Origin of the sequence: Microbacterium sp. I2 (assembly GCF_051364985.1) — a bacterium.
GTDB lineage: Bacteria > Actinomycetota > Actinomycetes > Actinomycetales > Microbacteriaceae > Microbacterium.
Genome location: NZ_JBLWIH010000010.1, coordinates 328,896 through 342,709 on the forward strand (window position 1 = coordinate 328,896; position 13,814 = coordinate 342,709).

Below are 13,814 nucleotides of genomic sequence, written 5' to 3' on the forward strand. Positions count from 1 at the left end.
TGAGATGCGGTGGGGCGACGTCGGGTGGCTCAGGGAGCCGGGGGCGGAAACTCCACCGGGAAGGGTTCGCCGATGTCGGCGGAGTGGCTGACGGGAGCCCACCGCAGGTCCGAGGCCAAGAGCTTCTGGTCTAGGGCGACGCTCATTTCGGTCGCGTTCACGCCGACGGGCAGGTTCTCCGGGATCTCAGACTGCTTGGCCAGTGCGACCAGAATCTCGGCCACACGCGCCGGGTCGCCCGGGGCCTCGCTGGCGAGCGCCCGCAGCACACCGCTCACCTGGCCGACCGTCGCGGCGTACTCCTCCGGCACATCCTGGACCTCCATGGACGACCCCGCCCAATCCGTCCGGAACCCGCTGGGCTCGACGACGAGGACCTTCGTGCCGAATGGTGCGATCTCGGCACGGAGCGAGCGGCTGAAGCCGTCGATCGCGAACTTCGCGGCCTGGTAGGAAGCGATGCCCGGGGAGCCGCCGACCCGCCCGCCGACGGAGGAGAACTGGACGATCAGGCCGCTCCCCTGTTCGCGCAGCAACGGGATCGCCGCCCGGGACACGTGGTAGACGCCCCAGAAGTTCGTCTCGAACTGGCGACGGAAATCCTCCTCCGATGCCGTCTCGATCGGGGCCACGTTGGCATAGCCGGCGTTGTTCACGACCACGTCAATGCGCCCGAAGCGCTGGTGCGCCTCGTGCAGGGCGTCGACAACACGGCTCGGATCGGTGACGTCGAGCGCCAGCGGGAGGATGCTGTCTCCGAACTCGGAGACCACCTCGTCGAGTTGCTCGGGCCTGCGTGCGGTGGCGACGACGCGATCGCCCGCACGCAGTGCCGCGAGAACGAGAGCGCGACCGAAGCCGCGCGAGGACCCTGTGATAAACCATGTCTGACTCATGGAGTTAATGAAACCCCATTGCGCTAAATAGTACAACCCCGTTGCGCTAAACTGGTGTCATGACTGACTCTGCACCGTTTCAGCGCGCGCGATCCGCGGAAGCGAAGGCCGTGCGCGAGCGGGCGATCTTGGACGCCGCCCGCACGCTCGCCGCCGAACGGAGCATCCGCGCGATCACCTTGACCGACATCGCTGAAGCCGTCGCAATGCACAAGTCGGCGATGCTCCGCTACTTCGAAACCCGGGAGGAGATCTTCTTGCGGCTCACGGCTGACGGGTGGGCGGAATGGACAGCCGTCCTCTGCGACCGCCTTGCCGACGCGTCCGGTCCCGCCGAGGTCGCCGACGCGTTCGCGACCACGTTGGCCGCACGCGGTCTTCTATGCGACCTCTTCGCGCAGACGCCGATGAACCTCGAGCGCAACGTCTCCGTGGAAGCCGTACGCGCCTACAAACTGGCCATCGGCGACCATCTGGACCGGATCGCCGCCGCCACCCGCGGCGCGGTGCCCGCTCTGAGCGACGAAGCCGCCCGCGACCTCGTGGCCGTCGCCACCTCGATTGCCGGAACCTTCTGGCAAATCTCGACACCACCCCCCGAGATCGCGGCGCTGTATCGCGCCGATCCCCGGCTCGGACACGCACTCGTCGACTTCGAGCCGCGGCTCAGCCGCATCCTCACCGCTTACCTGGCCGGCAGCCTCATCGCCGCGTGAGCGATGAACGGCGGATCCCTCGACGGGCGACAAGGAGTACGCAGCGGCGGCCCAGGCGACGATTCAGCAGTTCCCAGAGGTCATCGACTACTACATTCGCCAGCAGGAGGACCGTGGGGATCAGGCGGTCGGGCTAAGCGCGCGGCGTCGCGAGGAAACCTCCGTCCTGCTTGTTGACATGGTGCAGCAGGCAGTGGCTGCGATCACAGCCAACACAACGCTCGACTCCACCCCGCTGACGAGCTACGACGAAGCAATAGCTCGCGCGCGTGGATTCAAGCGTTACGTGGAGGACTCGGATGGCTACAAGCTCCTCAACAGCCAAGGCGTGAAGAAGCCCTTCTCCCGAGAGCAGGATGTCCAACTCTTCTTTGGCCTGATCTTCTTCGCCGACGAGTTTGACGTCAACAGGGAGGTCAACAACGGCCGCGGGGGCGTCGGCGGCGAACACGTGTCGCACCCGGCCGTGCTCGTCGACGACGGCGCAGAGGTCGTCGTGCACGGGCGGGCCGGGCCGGCGGGCCTTGCTCCGCTTGGGCTTGCCGAACGCGCTGAACCAGCCATTGCTCGACGCGATCCGCCACGCGGTCCGGTCCGACATCGCCTCACCGTTGTCGCGGGCCTCGTCAGCGAGCAGCCGATGCCCGAACTCGCGGTCGTCCTTGTGGGCGTCGAACAGCGCGTTCGCGCGATACGCCTCCACCACCTCGCCTGTGGCGCAGCTGGTAGCGCACCTGCATGGCATGCAGGGGTCGGGGCAGGCCCCTGAGTCTTGCAAGAGCGCACGTCCGCGATCCTCTTCGGCGACGGAGCACCAGCGTGCTCAGGCGTGCTCTGCGAAGACCTCAGCCGCGATGCCATATCCTTCGAACGCGCGCGCGACGCCGGCGTAGGCGGCGATCTGGATGAAGACCTCGATGATCTCCTCCTTGGTGGCTCCGCTGTTGAGCGCGATGCGCAACTGTCCTCGGAGTGGTTCCAGGACGCCGAGGGATGCCGCGATCGTCACGGAAACGAGCGCGCGGGTCCGCGTGTCAAGGTGGTCGGTGCGTGGCCACGCGTCTCCGAACGCCTGGATCGTGGCGATCCGTTTGAAGTCCTCGGCGTTGTCCGGCTCGGTCGTGGCGGTTCCGAGGAAGCGCTCGAGTCGGAAGCCGAGGAGCTTCTCGGCTTCATCGAGCGCCGTTGCGTAGTCGCGGTCGGTGGGCATTGCAGTCTCCTTACGATGGGGCGGTGAGAGCGGGTGGGTCACGAAGCCGCGGGGATTCCGTCGCCGGCGCCTCGGATGACTTCGGGCGCAGTCCTGCAGACGGCCGCAGTGCGATGGGCCTCGTGGAACTCGGTCGAGGCCGCCGGAGGTCAGGGTCGCGAGGAGGCGATGAGTCCTCGGATGTCGCGAGCGAAGCCGGCGACTGAGAATCCGTCCGGCAGCGAGTCGATGAAGACCAGGTCTGAGATCGTGTTCATGGTGCGCATCGGCAGAATCGCCTGGTATTCGGCCGACTCGTACCACGCTCGCGCGGCGGCGCGATCCGGGAACTCCATCAGCACGACCGATCCCGGCCATGCTCCCTCGACGGTGTCGGGATCCCCCTGCGCCAGCCATCGTCCGCCATGAGGAGCGACCGTGGCCTCGACGTTCTCGAGATAGCGCAGCGCCTCCTCGTTCGGCACACCGCCGGGAATTCGCAGATGATTGATCAGGTAAGTGGGCATGGCTCGGTCCTTTCAGGACAGTGCGTCGAAGGCCTCGCGGATGAGATCGGCGACAGCGGTCGGGGTGGAGACCATCACGGAATGGGAGGCACCGTCGACCTCGACGGTCTTGCGCGACCCGGCCCGTTCGGCCATGTACCGATGCGCCTCGACCGGAATGTTCTTGTCTGCGGACCCGAACACGAACCATGACGGCAGGGACTTCCAGGCGGCGACGTCGCCGGGCAGTCCCTCGTTGAGCGCGAAGTCGCGGATCGGTCGCTGCGTCGCACCCGCAATGCGGGCGTCAGTCAACGCAACATCCCCCGCGAACTGATCGGGGAAGAGCGCGCGGTCGACGAACAGGTCGTTGGTGCCGTCCCCCAAAGGGATCGGTCGCACAGTGTCACCCAGTGTGCTGCCGGGGAACAGGGCGGTGAGTCCGAGGGCGGTTTCGCCGGGCTCCGGAGCGAACGCGGCCACATAGACGAGACCTGCGACCTTCCTGCTGCCGGCGGCCGCAGCTGTGATGACCGGGCCACCGTACGAGTGGCCCACCAGCAGCACGTGGCCGTCGATCGCGTCGACGGCGGCGCGGACGTTCTGCGCGTCGGTGGTGACGCTGCGGAGCTGGTTGGGAGTGGCGATCGCGGTGATCTGCGTAGCGGCGAGATCGGCGATCACGCCGTTCCAGCTCGCAGACTCGGCGAACGCCCCGTGCACCAGCACGACGGTGAGGGTGTTCATGATTTCTCCTTCTTGTTGGCGCGCCTTGCGGCGTGGTGGGTGGAGGGAAGGTCACTCGAACTCGACGATCAGTTCGACTTCGATCGGTGAGTTCAGGGGGAGTACGGCGACGCCGACGGCACTGCGCGCGTGGACGCCCGCGTCACCGAAGACTTCGCCGAGCAGTTGGGAGGCGCCGTTGAGCACGGCCGGTTGCCCGAAGAACGCCGGGTCGGATGCCACGAATCCGACAACCTTGACGACCCGCGTCACCCGATCGAGCGAGCCGATGGCCTCTTCGACGGCGGCGAGGGCGTTGATCGCAGCGGTGCGTGCCAGCGTGTGCGCATCCTGCTCACCGACCTCGGCACCGACCTTCCCGGTCATCGGCAGAGTGCCGTTGACGAAGGGAAGCTGACCGGCCGTGTAGACGGCCCCGCGGCTGACCGCAGCCGGCACGTAGACGCCCGCCGGCTGAGCGGGCTGCTGAGGAACCACGATGCCCAGTGCCTCCAGACGATCACTGATGTGCGACATGAAGACTCTCCGTTCTCTGTTCGTGTGCGCCGGAGTGCTCAGCGAGCTCCCGGCGACTCCTCGGACGTCGTGAGGATCGCCGTCGCCGCTCCCCAGAGTGAGCCGATGTTGCGTCGTCCTGGCTGCCGTTCGAGCATCCGGTGGTAGAAATCGATGGCGTTCGACGCTTCACGTTCCACTTCGGCGACATCGCGCAGGTACTGGATAGTGGCGTCGATGTCGGACGCCGAATCGGGTCGAGTGGCATCCTTGTGGGCGCACACGACCCAGGTCGGATGCAGCGCCTTCACTCGCTCGAGAGCGGCGATCCATGAAAGCCGCGTCTGAGCGGTAGTGGTGGACAGGTACGGATAGGTGTTGTTGTAGACGACGTCGCCGGCGGCGAGGACGCCGGCGTGCGGCATCCAGAGCACCGTGGTGTCAGGACTGTCGGTCGTCCCGGTCTCGACGATGTGCGCCTGCTTCCTTCCGACGGGAAACGAGGTGCTTTCGACCGGGTCCGGAAGCACCGGCACGGGGATCTTCCCGGGGAACAGCCGCTCCCAGAAGCCGTCGCGCATCGCGGGTGCCGCTTGCTTCCGCAGATTGGCGATCGTTGCGGCCGTAGCCAGGAACCGGGCGTCGGGGAATGCCTCGCGCAACTGGCCGACCCCGAACGCATGATCGCCGTGGCCGTGCGTGATGTAGACGGCCGAGAGGTGCTTGTCCCGGTGACGGATCCACTCGATCAGCCTGTCGTTCTCATCGATGGTGAGCAGGGTGTCGACCAATACTGCCTCGTCGTCGGCCCAGATGAACGTGGAGGTGTTGGAGACTCCTCGCTGGTCCTCGTGGCCATCCGGAAGATCGCGGACGAGGCCGTCGCGGGCTGCCGTGTAGGTGGCGTAGTGCATGCGTGTTCCGTCCTGCTGTGTCGGAGATCGTGTTCCGACCGTAAGATTGCGACGCCCACAAGGCCTCAGACGAGCCGACTTAATTGCTCTGGATCACGACTGAGATTGGCCCGACGATGCCGCACGTCGATGACCCGCAGATGCCGCTCCTCGGCCGGGAGCACGCCCTCGGCGTGCTGCAGTCGGCCATGGATCGGCTGTTCGAAGCGGGATCCGTCATCCTCATTGAGGGCGACGCGGGCGTCGGCAAGACGGCCGTGCTCGACCACCTCGACGCCGACGCCCGCGCTCGCGGATTCAGCGTGCTGAGAGGAACCGGCGTCGAAGCGGAGGCGGATGTACCCGCGGCCGCATTGCACCAGATGCTCCACGGGTTCCCCGACAGCATCGCGGCACTGCCTGCGCCGCAGCGCGACGCCCTTCGCGTGGCGTTCGGGGAACTCGACGGGGCGCCGCCCACCGGGTTCCTCCTGGGCCTGGCGGCGCTGACTATCCTGTCGGAGCGTGCAGTCGGCGCCGGGCTGGTCGTCATCGTGGACGATCTGCACTGGGTGGACGCCGTCAGCGCGGGCGCCCTCGCGGTTGTCGCGAGGCGGATCGCCAACGAGCCCATCCTGCTCGTCGTGGCCGCGCGCAGCGGAACCACTCCGCGCGAGTGGAGCGAGTCCGTGGGCACGAGAGTCACCGTCGCCCCCCTCGATGCGGCGGATTCGACCAGGTTGGTCGAATCCGCCGCCCCGTCTCTCACGCCCGCCGAGCGCGACCTCGTGATGGCGTGGGCGCAGGGGAACCCGCTCGCGCTCATCGAACTGAGTGCGTCGCGGCACCTCCGCGACGGACGCGGTCCGGAGGTCATGACGCTGACATCGCGTCTGGAGCAGGCGTTCTCGCACAAGCTCGAGGCACTGGACGACGTCTCGAGGGCCGTGCTGCTCGTGGCGGCGGTGAGCCGTGACGATGATCAGCGTGCGATCCTTGACGCCGCGGGAGCCATGCTCGCCAGAAGCCTCGCGGTGCACGACCTCGCGCCGCTGGTCGAGCGGAAACTGATCTCATCATCCGGTGATCGGGTGGTCTTCACGCATCCGCTGATCCGTTCGGCCGCAGTCCACAGCGCCACCCCGAAGGAGCGGACTCACGCACATCGGGCCGTCGCCGCTCTGTTGCCTCGGGGCTCCGATCGTGCGTTGTGGCATCTGGCTGTCGTCGCCGACGAACCCGACGAAGACCTCGCCCGGGCGATCACCGCCGGAGCCGGGCGGCTTGCGGCGATGGGGGCGATGGATTCAGCCATCGTTGCCTACACCCGAGCCGCCGAGCTCACCGACGCCGCCGACGAACGCGCACGCCGGCTGCTGCTTGCCGCGGAAACCGCATGGAACGCCTTCCGCCTCGAGCGGGCGACGTCCTTGCTGTCCGAGATTGAAAGAGTCACGAGTGATCCGGTGCTGCTTGCCCGCGCCGCGTGGATCAGACAGCTTCTCCCTGGCGGCACGGTGACCGCGGGGGAGTGGGAATCGGCGCTCGCCTCGATCGAGGAGATGAGTCGGGCGGGCAGCGGCGATTCCGTGCTCACCGCTCTCTCGACGCTCGCGTTCAACGGAGTGACCTCCATTCCGGGGCCGGTGTGGCAGCGGATGATCCGGGCAGCTGATCAATCGGGTGCTCCGGCATCCGACCCGCGTCTCCTTCAGATTCGCGCCTTCGGCGCACCCCGCGACGCAGCGCATGTGGAGGCGCTGCTCGCCTCCGTGGCGATTTCGGACATCCGTGAGACAAGCGCACTATGGCTGCTGTCGCTCGCCGCGATGGCAACGGGATCCATCTCTCAGACGGCGCGATTCTGCACGCCCGCGATCGCACGGCTGAAGTCCGAGGGTCGACTCACCGGCCTCGGTCATCAGCTCGTGCTCGCATCAACGAACGAGCTTCACCGTGGTGAGTTCCGGGCAGCCCGTCGAGCGGCGCAGGAAGCGAGCGCGTACGGAACGGAGGCTCGTGATGCGCTCCTCACTCTGACGGCTCGACTCGTGGAGCTGCAGGTGGATGCGGTCAACGGCGCCCCCGTAAGCGAGGAGGTGCTCCGGGCGGAGCACCCGGAGGCGGCCGCCGGACTGTCGCGGGGCATCTACCGGATGAACTATCTCCTGGCGGTCGGCGTCTCCGAGGCATCGTGTGGCCGCTTCGCGTCGGCATTCGCGGCTCTTCGCGAGATCGTCGACGCGAATGGCGCATCACATCATTGGCAATGCGGCTCGTGGGGCCTCGCGGAGTTCGTCGATGCTGCCGCGAGGTGCGGCCAACTCACCGCAGCAGCGGCGACCGTCGCCTACTACCGTGGGCTCGGCTCGTACGCGGACTCCGAGCGCTTGGCGGGCCAGCTGCGGTTCGCGGAGGCGGTGCTCGCAAGCGTAGATCGGGAGGATGCGCTCCTGCGCGCCTGCGATCCCGGTGAGAACCCGCTCCCCTACACCCGCGCGCGCGCGTCCCTGTTCTACGGACAGTGGCTCCGTGGGCAGGGCCGTGTCACCGACGCGAGGCCGTGGCTGCGGCAGGCTCGGGATGCGCTTGACGGCTTCGGCGCCCACCGCTGGGCCGGCGTCGCGCGCGCGGAACTCGCTGCTGCGGGCGAGCGCAGTTCGCGACCGAAGCCGGACGTCGGTGTCTCGCTCACACCACAGGAGGAGCGCATCGTGCGACTTGCCGCAGACGGCCTCAGCAACCGCGAGATCGCCGAGGCGCTGTTCCTCTCCCCGCGAACCGTGGGTGCGCACCTCTACTCGGCGTACCCGAAGCTCGGAGTGTCGTCGAGAGGAGAACTCCGCTCGAAGCTCTGACGACCCTCAAGGATCGAGTCGCCGGGCGGCACGCCTGCCGCTTGAGCTGTAGTCACTTACTCGACAGTTCAAGTACCTCGAGAGTCATCGAAGGCGGTCCGGAAGCATCGAAGGTCTGTCGCCTATGCTGACTGTCACCACCACCGGAGTGACGCCGAAGGGCAGGATTCCGGGGGTTTTGAGCATCCGCGAGACCATCCGGGCCTGTGGCGCAGCTGGTAGCGCACCTGCATGGCATGCAGGGGGTCAGGGGTTCGAGTCCCCTCAGGTCCACCAAAACTCCCGGTAAACCACCGGATCTTCCCGCAGGGTGTTCGCCAGCCGGTCCTCGACCGAGCCGTTGGCAGCGACGCGACCTGCTCGACTGCGCATGCAGCTGGGCCGTCGGCGATGATGTCAGCATGGAGTATGTGTCCAGGGTGCCCGGTCCGCCGCTCGACGGGCTGATCGACGACCTCTACTACTTGGAGGGCACCCCGCCGTACTCCCGGCTCCTGCTGCCGGCGGCCCCCGCGCCTTTGCTCATCGTCAACCTCGGGGCGCCGTTTCTCATCCGCGCCGGCAGCGACGTAGAGGCCCTGGAGTACACCGACGGCTGCGTGGTCACGACGCCACCCGGGCGTGGGAGTTCGGCTACCCCACCCCCACGCGGTCCGTGGGCGTGCACTTCAAGCCGTGGGGGCTGGCACCGATTCTTCCGATGTCCGCGGCCGAGTTGTGCGACCGACCGGCGACGGTGGAGCAGATCTGGGGCCAGCCCGCTGCCGCCGGGTTGCGCCACCGGCTGACTTCGGCCGACGCTCCGCACGAAATGCTGACCGTGCTCGAGGAGGAACTGCTGCGACGGCTGCGCGCGATCGACGGTCTCGACATCGTCCGCCACATGAGCAGCGCCATCGCGGCGACCGGCGGAGCGGTGCCGATCAGCGAACTCGGCATGGCAGCCCGCGCCAGCAGCACCTACTTGGCGAAGCGGTTCAAGGAGGTCATCGGCGTCACGCCGAAGCGGCTGGCACGCAGCTACCGATTCACCTCCACCGTCTTGGCGTTAGACGTCGCTGCGCCGGTCGACTGGGGCGACGTCGCCGCCCGCGCGGGCTACTTCGATCAGGCCCACTTCGTCCGCGAGTTCCGGGAGTACACCGGGCTCACCCCGACCCGGTATGTCGAAGTCCGGCAGCGCTTCCTCCGCGAGCATCCCGGCCACGCGCTGGATGGCTGGCCGCTGCCGGCCGATTGATTTCTTACAAGAGCGCCCACTCAGGACACACGAGACTTGGGAATCCGAACAGAGGAGGATCCCATGGGGAAAGTAGTCATGAATGCGTCGGTCTCGGTGGACGGCTTCATTGCGGCGGAGAACGACGATCCTGGCCCACTGTTCGAATGGCTGGTCGGCGGTGACGTGCCATTGGACGACAGCGGTGTACTGAACGTTTCGCAAGCGTCCTATGACCACATCCGGCCGTACTGGGACGAGATCGGGGTGACGATCGCCGGCCGCCACAGCTTCGACATCACGGACGGCTGGGACGGGAAGCCTCCGAGTGGGATCGACCATGTGGTTGTCGTGACACACCGACCGGTGCCCGATGGCTGGGACCCAAGTGCCCCCTTCCACTTCGTCCACGGCATCGAGGCGGCGGTGTCCAAGGCGCAAGAACTCGCGGGTGACCGCACGGTCGAGGTCACTGCCGGCGACGTCGGCGGCCAGGTGCTCGCTGCAGGTCTGGTCGACGAGGTGCGGATGGACGTCGCACCCGTCGTGCTCGGGTCCGGCAAGCGCTACTTCGGCTCGGTCGACTCGCAGCACCTGCTCGAGAACCCAGACGTAGTCGTTCAGGGCAATCGGGTACTTCACCTGCGCTATCGGGTGAGGCGCTGACCGCACGCCTCTGCGCCGGTGAGCCACGCTCTGCGTCGGAGTTCGGCCTCGGACGCCGAAGGGGATCTCCATGCGGCCACCGGGCCGTCTTTTCCGCAGGGCCGGCCGACGCGGCCATTGCGTGGACGGATGCCGTGAGACAGGGTGAATCCATGACCTCCGTCATCCCGTTCCTGTGGTTCGACGACGCCGCCGAAGCGGCCGTCACGTTCTACACCGGCCTCATCCCGGATTCTGAGATCGTGTCGATCGGCCGATACCCGGACGAAGTCCCCGGACTCGGCGGCAAGGTCACGCACGTCCACTTCCGGCTCGCCGGGCGGGACTACCACGCGATGGATGCCGGACCGCAGTTTCCCTTCACGGAGGCGATCTCGCTTTACGTGTCGTGCGCAGATCAGGCCGAGGTCGACCGCTACTGGGATGCTCTCACCGCCGACGGAGGCGAGGAGCAGCCGTGCGGCTGGCTCAAGGATCGATGGGGACTGTCATGGCAGATCATCCCGGACCGTCTCGTCGAGCTGATCCGTCATCCCGACCCCGACATCGCCCACCGCGCGGTTCAGGCGATGCTGGGCATGCGCCGGATCGACATCGCGGCTCTCGAAGCGGCTGCCTCCGCGCAGTGACCCGTCACCGTGGGACGAATCGTCGCGGCCGGGCTGCGCTGGCCTTCGCCCTCGGCGTGGCGCTGGCTGCAGCATCCGGATGCTCCGCTGCAACGCCGCCACCCGTGCCGCCTTCAGAGGCCGCGACCGACTCGGCGACGCCGACCGCCACGAGCGGGACCCCATGGTGGCGGGCCACCGAGGAGGTCTCGACGCTGGCCTCCGGGCTCACCGCGCCCTGGTCGGTCGTGCCGCTCCCGGCCGGCGGCGCGCTGATCTCGCAGCGTGACGACGGGATGATCCTCGAACTGCAGGCGGACGGCGCCCTGCGAGAGGTCGGCGCCGTCGCCGGCGTCGTTTCAGGCGGGGAGTCCGGACTGCACGGCCTGGCCCTGACCGAGCGTGACGGAGAGGCGCTGCTCTACGCATACTTCGGGGCGCAGGACGACAATCGGGTGATCCGGATGCCGCTCGCCGGCGAGCCCGGGTCGCTGACGCTCGGCGAGCCGGAGGAGATCCTCACCGGCATCCCGCGTGCCACCACCCACAACGGTGGCAGGATCGCGTTCGGTCCCGACGGGCACCTGTACATCGCGACCGGAGACGCCCAGATTCGGGATGCGGCGCAGGATCCCGACGCGCTCGGCGGCAAGATCCTCCGCGTGACCGGCGACGGGGATCCGGTGCCGGGCAATCCCTGGGGCAACGCGGTCTTCTCGATCGGCCATCGCAATGTTCAAGGCCTCGCATGGACGGGCGATGGGACGCTGTGGGCGAGCGAGTTCGGCCAGAACACCTGGGACGAGCTGAACCGCATCGAGGCGGGCGGCAACTACGGCTGGCCGCTCGTCGAGGGTGAGGGCGGACGAGCGGAGTTCATCGACCCCGTCGCCGTATGGACGACCAGTGAGGCGAGCCCGAGCGGCATCGCGGCTCGCGGTGGCACCGTGTTCATCGCAGGACTGCGGGGCGAGCGGCTGTGGGCGGTCGACACCGCAGGGGGCGAGGCCGCGTCCGCCCCTGTCGCGGCGCTGGAGGGCCAGCAAGGGCGGCTGCGGGACGCGGTCATCGCGCCGGACGGATCGTTGTGGATCTTGACGAACAACACCGACGGGCGCGGCAGCCCGCGACCTGAGGACGACCTGCTGCTGCGCGTCGAGCTCGCCCCGACGGGCTGACCGGCATGGGCGGTCCGACCCGGTGCACGTCGCGGTGATCCCGCGGCGCCGTCAGCGCTACGGTGAGAGCGTGAGTTCTCAGCCGCGATGCGCGCATTCCCGTCGCTTCATCCTTTTCGACTCGCTGACGTGCGAGGCCCGCGAAACGGAGCCGGGATGACGGCGTTCTCGCGCGGTCAGCGCGTCATCGGCGCGGCGACGCACTACGTCGAGAATCAGGCGCCGTGGCGGGTCGACGTCGATGAGTTCGCGCTCAACGCGCCGCTGGTCGCGGCCGTCGACGCCTTCGGTGCCGGGTGGGCGACGACGGCGCTCGGCGAGGCGGGAGCCGTCGTCGGCTCGGCGCGGTTCCAGCGCGATGCGCACCTCGCCAACGTCCACCCGCCGGTCGCCTATTCGCATGATCGATGGGGATACCGCCTGGACGAGGTGGAGTACGACCCGTCCTACCACCGTGTGATCTCAGAGGCGGTGGCCGGGGGTGCGCACACGTCGGCGTGGGCGGAGCCGCGAGTGGGCGCGCACACCGCGCGTGCCGCGATGTTCATGCTGTTCGCGCAGGTCGAGCCGGGGCACGCCTGCCCCGTCTCGATGACGCACGCCGCCGTCGCCTCGATCAAGGACTCGCCGTGGATCGCCGGCGAGTGGCTGCCGAAGATGTACTCGCGGGAGTACGAGCCACGGCTGCTTCCCAACGAAGACAAGCGCAGCGCCCTGATCGGCATGGCGATGACCGAGAAACAGGGCGGGTCGGATGTGCGCGCGGGGACGACGCTCGGCACCTCGATGGGCGGTCACGCGTACCAGCTGACCGGGCACAAGTGGTTCTGCTCGGCGCCGATGTCGGACGGGTTCCTCGTGCTGGCACACACGCGACGCGGGTCGACCGACGAAGGACTGTCGTGCCTGTTCGTACCCCGTACCCTGCCACACGGCATGCGCAACGTGTTCCGGATCCAGCGCCTGAAAGACAAGCTCGGCAACCGTGCCAACGCCTCTGCGGAGGTCGAGTTCGACGGTACCGTGGGCCTGGTGGTCGGCGAGCCCGGCCGGGGCGTGAGGACCATCATCGAGATGGTGCAGCGAACGCGCCTGGACTGTGTGCTGGGCACGGCCGCCGGCATGCGCCAGTCGCTCGCCGAAGCGCTGTGGCATGCTCGCGGCCGGGAGGCGTTCGGGGCGCTGCTGGTCGACCAGCCTGCCATGACGGCGGTGCTGGCGGATCTGGCTCTCGAGTACGAAGCGGCGATGCTGACCGGGCTGCGCCTCGCGCAGCTGTTCGAGGCCGAGGCCTCCGACCGCGACGTCGCGCTGCGCAGGCTGGCGACTCCGGTGTCGAAATACTGGGTGTGCAAACGGGGCCCGCATCACGCTTACGAGGCGCTCGAGTGCCTCGGTGGCAACGGCTACACCGAGTCCTTCCCCCTCGCCCGGCGATACCGCGAACAACCTGTGATGGCCATCTGGGAGGGCTCGGGCAACGTGATCGCACTCGACGTGCTGCGTGCGCTGACCCGCGACGCGGACTCCGCGGATGCCTTCGCCGACGAGCTCTCATCGACCAAAGGCCTCTCGCCTGTGCTCGACGCCCATGCCGCCCGGACTCTCGCGCTGCTGTCGCGGCTCGCGGGTGCAGACGCGTCCGATGCGCAGTCCCAGGCGCGACGGCTGACTGAAGATCTCGCCCTCGCGTTCCAGGCTTCGCTCATGCTCCGCCACGCACCCTCGCGCGACGCCGACACCTTCATCCGCGCGCGCCTGGGAGAGGATCGCGGTCGGCAGTACGGCGTGCTTCCCGCGGGAACGGATGCCGCCGCCATCGTCGCGCGGCACTGAGCACGTG

14 protein-coding genes and 1 tRNA gene are annotated in these 13,814 nt (G+C 68.1%); 8 read left to right on the forward strand and 7 right to left on the reverse strand.

All coding sequences use genetic code 11. From position 1 onward, the window contains the following. Window positions 1-29: 29 nt before the first annotated feature. Window positions 30-896 carry an SDR family NAD(P)-dependent oxidoreductase gene (locus ACLKM7_RS10760; protein ID WP_344713553.1) on the reverse strand — a complete coding sequence of 289 codons (867 nt, stop codon included), beginning with the start codon at window positions 894-896 and terminating at the stop codon, window positions 30-32. Between the two features lie 59 nt (window positions 897-955). Here ACLKM7_RS10760 and ACLKM7_RS10765 point away from each other — a divergent pair, with 59 nt between their 5' ends. Then, entirely contained in the window at window positions 956-1,612 is a 657-nt protein-coding gene (locus ACLKM7_RS10765; RefSeq protein WP_344713552.1) for a TetR/AcrR family transcriptional regulator, read from the forward strand. 133 nt (window positions 1,613-1,745) lie between these two features. On the opposite strand, the gene ACLKM7_RS10770 is transcribed toward ACLKM7_RS10765, so the two are convergent. The 6 genes from ACLKM7_RS10770 to ACLKM7_RS10795 form a co-directional block, all read right to left on the reverse strand. After that, window positions 1,746-2,315 carry a hypothetical protein gene (locus ACLKM7_RS10770; RefSeq protein WP_344713550.1) on the reverse strand — a complete coding sequence of 190 codons (570 nt, stop codon included), beginning with the start codon at window positions 2,313-2,315 and terminating at the stop codon, window positions 1,746-1,748. 120 nt (window positions 2,316-2,435) lie between these two features. Then, complete coding sequence (locus tag ACLKM7_RS10775) at window positions 2,436-2,822, reverse strand: carboxymuconolactone decarboxylase family protein (RefSeq protein WP_344713548.1); 387 nt, start codon at window positions 2,820-2,822, stop codon at window positions 2,436-2,438. Between the two features lie 149 nt (window positions 2,823-2,971). Next, complete coding sequence (locus ACLKM7_RS10780; protein ID WP_344713547.1) at window positions 2,972-3,328, reverse strand: DUF1330 domain-containing protein; 357 nt, start codon at window positions 3,326-3,328, stop codon at window positions 2,972-2,974. A gap of 12 nt (window positions 3,329-3,340) precedes the next feature. Further along, window positions 3,341-4,054: an alpha/beta fold hydrolase gene (locus ACLKM7_RS10785; protein ID WP_344713546.1), complete on the reverse strand. Its 714-nt coding sequence runs from the start codon at window positions 4,052-4,054 to the stop codon at window positions 3,341-3,343. Between the two features lie 51 nt (window positions 4,055-4,105). Then, on the reverse strand, window positions 4,106-4,570 hold the full coding sequence (locus ACLKM7_RS10790) for a RidA family protein (protein ID WP_344713545.1): 465 nt from the start codon (window positions 4,568-4,570) through the stop codon (window positions 4,106-4,108). Window positions 4,571-4,608: 38 nt separating this feature from the next. Then, the gene (locus tag ACLKM7_RS10795) at window positions 4,609-5,463 is read right to left on the reverse strand and encodes an MBL fold metallo-hydrolase (RefSeq protein ID WP_344713543.1); all 855 of its coding nucleotides are present in this window, start codon (window positions 5,461-5,463) and stop codon (window positions 4,609-4,611) included. 116 nt (window positions 5,464-5,579) lie between these two features. On the opposite strand from ACLKM7_RS10795, the gene ACLKM7_RS10800 reads away from it, so the two are divergent. The 7 genes from ACLKM7_RS10800 to ACLKM7_RS10830 all read left to right on the forward strand — a co-directional run bounded on the left by ACLKM7_RS10800 (window position 5,580) and on the right by ACLKM7_RS10830 (window position 13,807). Then, the gene (locus ACLKM7_RS10800; RefSeq protein WP_436447173.1) at window positions 5,580-8,300 is read left to right on the forward strand and encodes an ATP-binding protein; all 2,721 of its coding nucleotides are present in this window, start codon (window positions 5,580-5,582) and stop codon (window positions 8,298-8,300) included. Between the two features lie 200 nt (window positions 8,301-8,500). Further along, window positions 8,501-8,576 (forward strand) — tRNA-Ala (locus tag ACLKM7_RS10805). A 424-nt stretch (window positions 8,577-9,000) separates the two neighbouring features. Beyond that, complete coding sequence (locus ACLKM7_RS10810; protein ID WP_436447174.1) at window positions 9,001-9,540, forward strand: helix-turn-helix domain-containing protein; 540 nt, start codon at window positions 9,001-9,003, stop codon at window positions 9,538-9,540. Between the two features lie 63 nt (window positions 9,541-9,603). Further along, entirely contained in the window at window positions 9,604-10,185 is a 582-nt protein-coding gene (locus tag ACLKM7_RS10815) for a dihydrofolate reductase family protein (RefSeq protein ID WP_436447175.1), read from the forward strand. A gap of 152 nt (window positions 10,186-10,337) precedes the next feature. Then, entirely contained in the window at window positions 10,338-10,814 is a 477-nt protein-coding gene (locus ACLKM7_RS10820; protein WP_436447176.1) for a VOC family protein, read from the forward strand. Further along, window positions 10,811-11,971: a PQQ-dependent sugar dehydrogenase gene (locus tag ACLKM7_RS10825; RefSeq protein ID WP_436447177.1), complete on the forward strand. Its 1,161-nt coding sequence runs from the start codon at window positions 10,811-10,813 to the stop codon at window positions 11,969-11,971. Before ACLKM7_RS10820 ends, ACLKM7_RS10825 begins: the two co-directional genes overlap by 4 nt. 156 nt (window positions 11,972-12,127) lie before the next feature. Continuing rightward, window positions 12,128-13,807 (forward strand): acyl-CoA dehydrogenase family protein, encoded by a 1,680-nt coding sequence (locus tag ACLKM7_RS10830; protein ID WP_436447178.1) that lies wholly within the window; start codon window positions 12,128-12,130, stop codon window positions 13,805-13,807. Window positions 13,808-13,814 lie beyond the last annotated feature (7 nt).